The sequence below is a fragment of the Methylobacterium sp. WL116 genome, from assembly GCF_008039455.1.
GTDB lineage: Bacteria > Pseudomonadota > Alphaproteobacteria > Rhizobiales > Beijerinckiaceae > Methylobacterium.
Map to the genome: position 1 here is coordinate 1 of NZ_VRUV01000170.1, position 8,450 is coordinate 8,450.

The 8,450-nt window shown below is 71.1% G+C and carries 9 protein-coding genes; 3 read left to right on the top strand and 6 right to left on the bottom strand.

Translation table 11 applies throughout. From position 1 onward, the window contains the following. Positions 1-238 precede the first annotated feature (238 nt). Together FV223_RS13875 and FV223_RS13880 are read left to right on the top strand one after the other, a co-directional pair. Positions 239-895 carry an FMN-binding negative transcriptional regulator gene (locus FV223_RS13875; RefSeq protein ID WP_147727596.1) on the top strand — a complete coding sequence of 219 codons (657 nt, stop codon included), beginning with the start codon at positions 239-241 and terminating at the stop codon, positions 893-895. Continuing rightward, positions 892-1,602, top strand: coding sequence for a GNAT family protein (locus tag FV223_RS13880; protein WP_147727597.1), 711 nt, complete (start codon positions 892-894; stop codon positions 1,600-1,602). Before FV223_RS13875 ends, FV223_RS13880 begins: the two co-directional genes overlap by 4 nt. 7 nt (positions 1,603-1,609) lie before the next feature. Here FV223_RS13880 and FV223_RS13885 read toward each other — a convergent pair whose 3' ends face one another. From FV223_RS13885 to FV223_RS13910, 6 genes are all read right to left on the bottom strand, one after another. Then, entirely contained in the window at positions 1,610-2,251 is a 642-nt protein-coding gene (locus FV223_RS13885; protein ID WP_147727598.1) for a phosphoribosylanthranilate isomerase, read from the bottom strand. Between the two features lie 23 nt (positions 2,252-2,274). Continuing rightward, the gene (locus tag FV223_RS13890) at positions 2,275-2,631 is read right to left on the bottom strand and encodes a LapA family protein (protein ID WP_147727599.1); all 357 of its coding nucleotides are present in this window, start codon (positions 2,629-2,631) and stop codon (positions 2,275-2,277) included. Between the two features lie 103 nt (positions 2,632-2,734). Then, positions 2,735-3,046 carry an integration host factor subunit beta gene (gene ihfB, locus FV223_RS13895; RefSeq protein WP_147727600.1) on the bottom strand — a complete coding sequence of 104 codons (312 nt, stop codon included), beginning with the start codon at positions 3,044-3,046 and terminating at the stop codon, positions 2,735-2,737. A gap of 53 nt (positions 3,047-3,099) precedes the next feature. Further along, positions 3,100-4,083 carry a signal peptide peptidase SppA gene (gene sppA, locus FV223_RS13900; RefSeq protein ID WP_147727601.1) on the bottom strand — a complete coding sequence of 328 codons (984 nt, stop codon included), beginning with the start codon at positions 4,081-4,083 and terminating at the stop codon, positions 3,100-3,102. A gap of 398 nt (positions 4,084-4,481) precedes the next feature. Then, positions 4,482-6,206: a 30S ribosomal protein S1 gene (rpsA, locus tag FV223_RS13905; RefSeq protein WP_147727602.1), complete on the bottom strand. Its 1,725-nt coding sequence runs from the start codon at positions 6,204-6,206 to the stop codon at positions 4,482-4,484. 338 nt (positions 6,207-6,544) lie between these two features. Beyond that, on the bottom strand, positions 6,545-7,252 hold the full coding sequence (locus FV223_RS13910) for a cell cycle transcriptional regulator TrcR (protein WP_147727603.1): 708 nt from the start codon (positions 7,250-7,252) through the stop codon (positions 6,545-6,547). Between the two features lie 374 nt (positions 7,253-7,626). On the opposite strand from FV223_RS13910, the gene FV223_RS13915 reads away from it, so the two are divergent. Next, on the top strand, positions 7,627-8,450 hold an 824-nt coding region (locus FV223_RS13915; protein WP_147727604.1), incomplete at its 3' end, for a PepSY-associated TM helix domain-containing protein.

Consider the following 8,450-nt stretch of genomic DNA (forward strand, 5'->3'; position numbering starts at 1 on the left):
GTTCCAGGATCGCCCGGCGAAGCGCGTCGCCGATGCGCGCCTGCAGCGGCAGCGCCCCGCCGGGCGCGAGATCGAGCACGAGGGGGAGGGCGCTCGCGTCCCCGGGAGGGCTCGCCCCCGCCGTTTCCCTCTCCGGGTCCTTGCGCACGAAGTGGTCCAGTCGCTTGCGTGAAACCGGATCTTTTGCCTGGACCGGAGATCGGTCAAGCACGGGCCTCCACCGGTCCGGAGCGCCGCGATGTACCAGCCACCGCATTTCCGAGAGGACGACCTCGGGGCGCAGCATGCCCTGATCCGCGCCCATCCCCTCGGGCTCCTGGTCACCGCCGGTCCGGGGGGCCTGATGGCGAACCCGATCCCGTTCCTGATCGACGGCGCGGCGTCCGAACGGGGGACGCTGCGCGCGCACCTGGCGCGGGCCAACCCGCAATGGCGCGAGCTGGCGCAGGTCGCGGAATGCCTCGTGGTGTTCCAGGGTCCCCAGGGCTACGTCACCCCGTCCTGGTACGCGACCAAGCGCGAGACCGGGAAGGTGGTGCCGACCTGGAACTACGCCACCGTCCACGCCTGGGGTCGGCCGCTTGTGGTCGACGACCCCCACTGGCTCCGCCGCCAGATCGCCGAACTCACCGACCAGCGCGAGGCGTCGCGGCCCGAGCCCTGGTCGGTGGACGACGCGCCCAGACCCTTCACCGACGCGCAGGTGAAGGGCATCGTCGGGATCGAGATCCCGGTCGCGCGCATCGCCGGCAAGTGGAAGCTCAGCCAGAACCGGCCGGAGGCCGACCGCGCCGGCGTGGTCGCGGGTTTTCGCGCGGCGGGCGGCCGGGAGGATATGGCGGCGGACATGTCAGCACACATGGCCGACCTGGTGCAGGAACGGAGCGGACGATGAGCGCGCGCGAGAACAGCTTCGGCCAGCCGATCGGGCCGGCCCTGCCCGACTGGCGCCCGCGCCCGCTGCCGCCGCGGGAGGCGATGCAGGGACGCACCTGCCGGGTCGAGCCGCTCGATGCGGAGCGCCATGGCGCCGACCTGTTCTCGGCCTTCTCCGCGGCGCCGGACCGGCGGGGCTGGACCTATCTCGGCAACACCCTGCCGGAGACGGAGGGGGCCTACCGGGCCGAGCTGGCGGCGATGGCGGCCGGCGCCGACCCGCTGTTCCACGCGGTCGTCGATGCCGGCACCGGCCGGGCGGTCGGGATCGCGTCGTACCTGCGCATCGATCCGGCCAACGGCGTCATCGAGGTCGGGCACCTGCACTTCTCGGCCCTGCTGGCGCGGCGGCCCGCCGCGACCGAGGCCATGGCCTTGATGATGGCCCGCGCCTTCGACGAGCTCGGATACCGCCGCTACGAGTGGAAGTGCGACGCCCTCAACGCGCCCTCGCGCGCGGCGGCCCTGCGCTACGGCTTCACCTTCGAGGGCGTCTTCCGCAACGCCGTCGTGGTGAAGGGCCGCTCGCGCGACACCGCCTGGTTCTCGGTCACCGACGCCGAGTGGCCCCGGGTGAGGGCGGCGTTCGGGGCCTGGCTCGCCCCCGACAACTTTTTCGAAGACGGGCGGCAGCGGCGATCCCTCGCCGATCTGCGAGCGGGCTGATCCCGGCTCAGCCCCCCGCGCGGGCCGCCCTGACGAAGGCGGCGATGCGGTCGGGATCCTTCACGCCCGGCCCCGCCTCGACGCCCGAGGAGACGTCGACCGCGGTGGCGCCGGTGCGGGCGAGCGCCGCGGCGACGCTGACCGCGTCGAGGCCGCCCGACAGCATCCAGCCGGCGGGAAGGTCCGCCCCGGCGAGCAGATCCCAATCGAAGGCGCGGCCGTTGCCGCCGGGCAGCGCGGCTCCGGGCGGCGGCTTGGCGTCGAGGAGCAAGCGGTCGGCGACGGCGTAGGCCGCGATCCGATCGAGGTCGGCGCGGGTCGCGACGCCGATGGCCTTCATCACCGGGCGGCCGGCGAGGCGGCGGATTTCGCCGACGCGCTCCGGGGTCTCGGAGCCGTGCAGCTGGATCAGGTCGGGATCGATCGCCTCCATCGCGGCGGCGAGCGCGGCATCGTCCGGATCGACCAGCAGCACGACGCGCTCGGCCCTGCCGCGGGCCTGCTCGGACAGGGCGCGGGCCGTGTCGAGGCCGACATGGCGCGGGCTCTTTTCGAACCGCACGAGGCCGATCCAGTCGGCCCCGGATTCCAGCGCGGCGGCCAGCGTCTCGGGCGTGCTCAGGCCGCAGATCTTGACGCGAATCGACATGGCCCGAGAACCGGAATCGCGCGTCAGCGCGGGGCCGGCAGCGCGGTCCGCCCCGGCAGCGTCAGGCCGGTGCCGGGCTCCGGCGGGGCGTAGGCCTTCAGCCGCTCGGTCTCGCCTTCGAGCCGGCGGATCTCGCGGCCGCGGTGGCGGACCTGGCGGCGCGCCTTGCCCTGCCCGAGCCAAGCGAAGATGCCGCCGACGACGATGCCGAGCGCCACGGCGCCGAACAGGATCGCGTAGAGGGGAAGCGTCACGCTGAACACCGGATCGGGCGAGAACGGATCGAGCGAGAGGCGGACGGGATCGCGGTTGGCGACCGCGAGCAGGATCACCAGGACCGCGATGGGCAGCAGCACCAGACTCTTGAGGAAGCGGACCATCGATCTCTCCGAACCGTTCTTAACCGTGCTGCGGATGGCCCGAGGGGCCATCCGCGATCCGCCGCACCGGCGGCGACGCGGCCGCCCGGCATCCCGCGGCGCCCTACTCGGCCGCGGACTGGCTCTCGCCGATCCCGGCCGCGTTGAGGCGCAGGCGCATCTCCTTGCCGGTCTTGAACACGGGGATGGCCTTTTCCGACACGGCAACGGCCGCACCCGTGCGCGGGTTGCGCCCGCGGCGCGCATCCCGGCGCTTCACCGAGAACGCGCCGAAGCCGCGCAGCTCGACCCGGTCGCCCCGTGCCAGCGCGTCGGCGATCGTGTCGAGGATCGCGTTGACCAGCGTCTCGACGTCCCGCTGGTAGAGGTGCGGGTTCTGCTCGGCGATCTTGAGGACGAGCTCCGACTTGATCATGGCGTCTGGTCTTCTCGAAGTTCCGGGGCGCGAATCCTGATGGATCGCACCAATCAGGGCGCGGCGGACGGGCTCGGGCGCCACAGCACGAGCATGCCGCCCCGGGTGACGGCCCTCGCCTCGGCCCCGGCCTCGGCCAACCGGGCGGACAGGCCGTCGAGCCCGAGGAGGTCGGCACCGAGGCCGAGCGCCGAGAACAGGCCGAAGCCCTGGCCGGAAGCCGGCTTCCAGTCGGTCACCGGCAGGTTCTTGGGCACCTTGCGCGCGCTCTCGAGCCAGGCGATCGCCTGCCGCTCGCTGCCGAGCTCGTCCACGAGCTTCAGCGGCACGCTCTGGCGGCCGCTGAACACCCGGCCGTCGGAGACCGTGGCGACCTGGGCGCCGTCCATCCCGCGCCGCTCGGCCACGAGGTTCTTGAACCAGGCGTAGGTGTCGCCGACCACCGCCGCGAGGGCGGCGCGCGCCTCCGGCGAGGTCGGGGTGAAGCCCGACGGCTCGGCCTTGAGCGGCGAGGACTTCACCGATTCGACCTTCACGCCGACCTTGTCGAGCAGCCCCGACACGTCCGGATACTGGAACAGCACGCCGATCGAGCCGACGAGCGAGGTCTCGCGCGCGACGATGTGGTCGGCGGCGATCGCGGTGATGTAGGCGCCCGAGGCCGCGGTGCCGTCGACGAAGGCGACGATCGGCTTCTTCTCGGCCAGCGCCCGCAAGTTGCGGAACAGCTCCTCGGAGCCGGTGGTGGTGCCGCCGGGCGAGTTGATCGAGACCACCACGCCCTCGACGGCAGCGGATTCGCCGACCCGCTTCATCAGCTTGGCGGTGGCCTCGCTGCCGGAGATGAAGCCCGAGATCGAGATGCGGGCGATCTGCGGCTTCACCGCACCGAACAGCCCGCCCTCCGTTCCGGCGCGGACCCGCAGGCCGACCGCGCCGACGGCGACGACGAGGCCGCCGATGCCGACGACGCGCCACAGGGACAGCTTGCGGCGCAGCCGCCGCCGGTCGATCAGGAGTTCGGCGTCGGCTGCCATGCGATGGTCTGCTCCCTCACGGTCCCGGCCGCGCGGGCCGGCCGGTTCTCAGCCCACCCGCAGACCGATGCCCGGGGCAGGGCGCACGAGGCTCACGTGCCGCGACGCGGTCCGCACCTTAGGCAGCGGTACAGACCAAGTCCTTGGCAGGCTTGAGCTCGTGGGCGCCGGGCGGTTGCCCGCGAGCGGTGTTCTAGCCCTGCCGGACACGGACCGGCAAGGGGCGCAGGGGGCCAAAACCGCATCGCCTTGCGGTTGCGCCGCGCCTGTCATGGGCCGCCGGATCGTCTTGCCCCGCCAAACGAAAGGCCCGCGCCGGACGGGTGTCCGGCGCGGGCCTTCGATCGACCGGGACCTGACGGCCGCCCGGATGGACCGGGCGGCCGGCATGGACCGGACTACTTCTCCTCGACGTCGTCGCTGGTGCGGGCCTTCTTGAAGGCTGCACCGAGGATGTCGCCGAGCGAGGCACCCGAATCGGCGGAGCCGAACTGGGCCATCGCCTCCTTCTCCTCGGCGACTTCCAGCGCCTTGATCGACAGCTGGACGCGGCGCGCCTTGCGGTCGAACTGGATGACGCGGGCGTCGAACTTCTCGCCGGCGGCGAAGCGCTCGGGGCGCTGGTCGCCGCGGTCGCGGGCGAGCTCGGCGCGGCGGATGAAGGTCGACATGTCGGTGTCGACGATCTTCACCTCGATGCCCGAATCCTTCACCTCGACGACCTCGCAGGTGACGATCTGGCCCTTCTTGACGTCGCCGGCCTCCGCGAAGGGGTCGCCGCCGATCTGCTTGATGCCGAGCGAGATGCGCTCCTTCTCGACGTCGACGTCGAGAACCTGCGCCTTGACCATGTCGCCCTTCTTGAACTCCTCGATCACCTGCTCGCCGGGACGGTTCCAGTCGAGGTCCGACAGGTGGACCATGCCGTCGACGTCGCCTTCCAGGCCGATGAACAGGCCGAACTCGGTCTTGTTCTTGACCTCGCCCTCGACCTCGGAGCCGACGGGATGCTTCTCGTTGAAGGCCTCCCACGGGTTCTGCAGGGTCTGCTTGAGGCCGAGCGAGATGCGGCGCTTGACCGGATCGACCTCGAGGATCTGCACTTCCACTTCCTGCGAGGTGGAGACGATCTTCCCGGGGTGGACGTTCTTCTTGGTCCAGCTCATCTCGGAGACGTGGATCAGGCCCTCGATCCCCGGCTCGAGCTCCACGAAGGCGCCGTAGTCGGTGATGTTGGTGACGCGGCCCTTGAGCTTGGCGTCGACCGGATAGCGCTGGGCGATGCCCTCCCACGGATCGGCGAGCAGCTGCTTGATGCCGAGTGAGATGCGGTGGGTCTCGTGGTTGATCTTGATGATCTTGACCTTGACCGTCTGGCCGATGGTCACGACCTCGGACGGATGGTTCACGCGGCGCCACGCCATGTCGGTGACGTGGAGCAGGCCGTCGATGCCGCCCAGATCCACGAACGCACCGTACTCGGTGATGTTCTTGACGACGCCGTCGATGACCTGACCCTCCTCGAGGTTGGCCACCAGCTCGGAGCGCTGCTCGGCGCGGCTCTCCTCGAGGACGGTGCGGCGCGAGACGACGATGTTGCCGCGGCGGCGATCCATCTTGAGGATCTGGAACGGCTGCGGGGTGCCGAGCAGCGGGGTCACGTCGCGCACCGGGCGGATGTCGACCTGGGAGCGCGGCAGGAACGCCACGGCGCCGTCGAGGTCGACGGTGTAGCCGCCCTTGACCTGGTTGAAGATCGTGCCGGAGACGCGCTCGTTGGCCTCGAAGGCCTTCTCGAGCTTGACCCACGACTCCTCACGGCGCGCCTTGTCGCGCGAGATGACGGCCTCGCCGAGCGCGTTCTCGATGCGGTCGACGTAGACCTCGACCTCGTCGCCGACGGCGAGCTCGCCCTCGCGGCCGGGGCCGTTGAATTCCTTGAGGGCGACGCGACCCTCGGTCTTGGCGCCGATGTCGATGACCGCGACGTCCTTCTCGATCGCGACGACGCGACCCTTGACGACGGAGCCTTCGGTGATCTCGTGTTGGAGGAACGATTCCTCGAGCAGCGCCGCGAAGTCGTCGCGGTAGGCGTCGCGCTGCAGAGCGGTACCAGCAGTCATTCTGTCTCCTGAACGGGCTCCCTCAAGGGATGCCCTCACGTCGGCGGCTCGTGTTGCGAACGCCCCCGTTGCCGCTGCCGCTCCGGATGGGGGAGCGACCGATCCGAAAATGGGATCGGCTTGCCGACGCGTTCGTACGGTGTCCGAGGGCGGTCGTCCCGGGGCGGCGCGGCGCAACACGAGAACACGCGCGTGCGGTCGGCCCGGAAGGACGCCGGCTCTCTACAGCAACGGGCCCTGAAGTTCAACAGAAACGGATGTCGGCACGAAAATGGGTCCGCTTCCTTCGAAGCAGGCCCACGCCTTCGGTCCGGAGACTTGAGACCCCCGGGTACGATCTAGTCTTCGTCGTCGTCCGCCGGGCGGACGCCCTTGAGCTTGGCGAAGACCGAATCGGCGTTGATCCGCTCCTCGCGGCCGCCGTGGCGGTGCTCGTCGGCCTCGGGCGCCTCGTCGCGGGTGGAGACCTCGGTCGGCAGGAGCGAGGCTCCCGAATCGGCGGCGAGCGCGGCCGGCCGGTCCTTGGCGGCGCGCTGGACCTCGAAGTCGAGGTCGATCTGGGTGCACAGGCCGAGCGTCACTGGGTCCATCGGCTGCAGCGAGCCGGAATTCCAGTGCGAGCGCTCGCGGATCTGCTGGATCGTCGACTTGGTGGTGCCCACGAGCCGGATCACCTGCGCGTCCTTCAGCTCGGGGTGGTTGCGCAGCAGCCAGAGGATCGCGTTCGGGCGGTCCTGGCGGCGCGACAGCGGGGTGTAGCGCGGCCCCTTGGTGGTGCGCTTGACCTCGGGCAGCTTCACCTTCGAGACCGCGACCTTGAGCTTGTAGGCCGGCGACTTCTGCGCCTTCTCGATCTCGTCGCGGGTGAGCTGGCCCGCGGTGATCGGATCGAAGCCCTTGATCCCGGCGGCGACCTCGCCGTCGGCGATGCCCTTCACCTCCAGCGGGTGCAGCTTGCAGAAATCGGCGATCTGCTCGAAGGCGAGCGAGGTGTTCTCGACCAGCCAGACGGCGGTCGCCTTGGGCATCAGCGGACCCTGGGTCATATTTCGCACGGGCTCCAAAACCGACGCGTGGACGGACGGGGCCGGGCATCGGTCCGCAGGCTCCGGACCGCTCGATCCGAAAGTCCCGTCTCACGCATTCAAAAGGGGAATGACCTTGTATACGCGGGGCCGCCGGAGGGCGCAATCGACTCGACGGCCTGCGACCGGGCGATCGTCGGGCGGCGCCGGGTCGAAGAACCGGCCCCGGCCCTCCGGTCCGTCCGTGTCGGGCGAAGGGTTTCGGGGCGTTCGACCATGGCCGGGCAAGCAACGCGAGGGGACACTACCCTGAATTGTAGTAATTCGGCGTCGAGAATTTCGGGGTCCCGCCGGAAGACTTGACTTCGCGTCGTTCTCATGACGTACCGCCCGCGATGCCCGTCCCCCTCCGCACCGTCCTGTTCCGCCTGCACTGGGCGCTCGGCCTCACCGCCGGTCTCGTCCTCGCCGTGGTCGGCGTCACCGGCGCGATGATGAGCTACGAGGAGGCCATCGTCGATCTCGCCAATGCCGACCGTGCGCGGATCGCGGTCCTGGACCGGCCGCATCTCGGCCCGGAGGCGCTGGTCGCGCGAGTCGGCGCGCAGCGCCCGGGCCTGAGGGTGAGCACGCTGACGATCGCCGGCGACCCGGCGATCGTCCCCCGCGTGCGCTTCGCCGACGACACGTCCGGCGCGCGGCCGCCCTCGGTCTACCTCGATCCCTACGACGGCACGCTGCGCGGCGAGATCCGCGGCGAGGCGACCTTCGCGACGATCCGCGGCCTGCACCGGTGGCTGCTCCTGCCCGGGGAGGGCAGGGGCTGGGGTCGGACGATCACCGGGGCGGCGGCGGTGGCGCTGCTCGCGTTCCTCGCCACCGGCCTGTACCTGCGCTGGCCCAAGGCCCACGCCTGGCGGATCTGGCTGAGGCCGAGCCTGCGCCGGCCGGGGCGCCCGCGCTACTGGTCGCTCCACGCCGTCGCCGGCACCTGGCTGCTGCCGGTCTACGCCGTGATCGCGCTGACGGGGCTGTGGTGGTCCTACGAGCCGTACAGGTCGGCCGCGACCCGGCTCCTCACGGGCAAGGCGCCCGAGGCGCGTGCCGGGCGCAAGGCGGGAGAGAGGCAAGGCGAGGCGCGCCCGGTCGGGAGCACCGAAAACCCGCTCGCCCTGGACAGGGCCTGGGCCGCGTTCCGGGCGGAGGAGGGCGCGGCGGC

Excerpts from the sequence above, each read along its gene's own strand:
- FV223_RS13880 (WP_147727597.1), top strand. The coding sequence starts at position 892 with ATGAGCGCGCGCGAGAACAGCTTCGGCCAGCCGATCGGGCCGGCCCTG.
- sppA (WP_147727601.1), bottom strand. The coding sequence starts at position 4,083 with ATGGCAGCCGACGCCGAACTCCTGATCGACCGGCGGCGGCTGCGCCGC.
- rpsA (WP_147727602.1), bottom strand. The coding sequence starts at position 6,206 with ATGACTGCTGGTACCGCTCTGCAGCGCGACGCCTACCGCGACGACTTC.
- FV223_RS13885 (WP_147727598.1), bottom strand. The coding sequence starts at position 2,251 with ATGTCGATTCGCGTCAAGATCTGCGGCCTGAGCACGCCCGAGACGCTG.
- FV223_RS13875 (WP_147727596.1), top strand. The coding sequence starts at position 239 with ATGTACCAGCCACCGCATTTCCGAGAGGACGACCTCGGGGCGCAGCAT.
- FV223_RS13910 (WP_147727603.1), bottom strand. The coding sequence starts at position 7,252 with ATGACCCAGGGTCCGCTGATGCCCAAGGCGACCGCCGTCTGGCTGGTC.
- ihfB (WP_147727600.1), bottom strand. The coding sequence starts at position 3,046 with ATGATCAAGTCGGAGCTCGTCCTCAAGATCGCCGAGCAGAACCCGCAC.
- FV223_RS13890 (WP_147727599.1), bottom strand. The coding sequence starts at position 2,631 with ATGGTCCGCTTCCTCAAGAGTCTGGTGCTGCTGCCCATCGCGGTCCTG.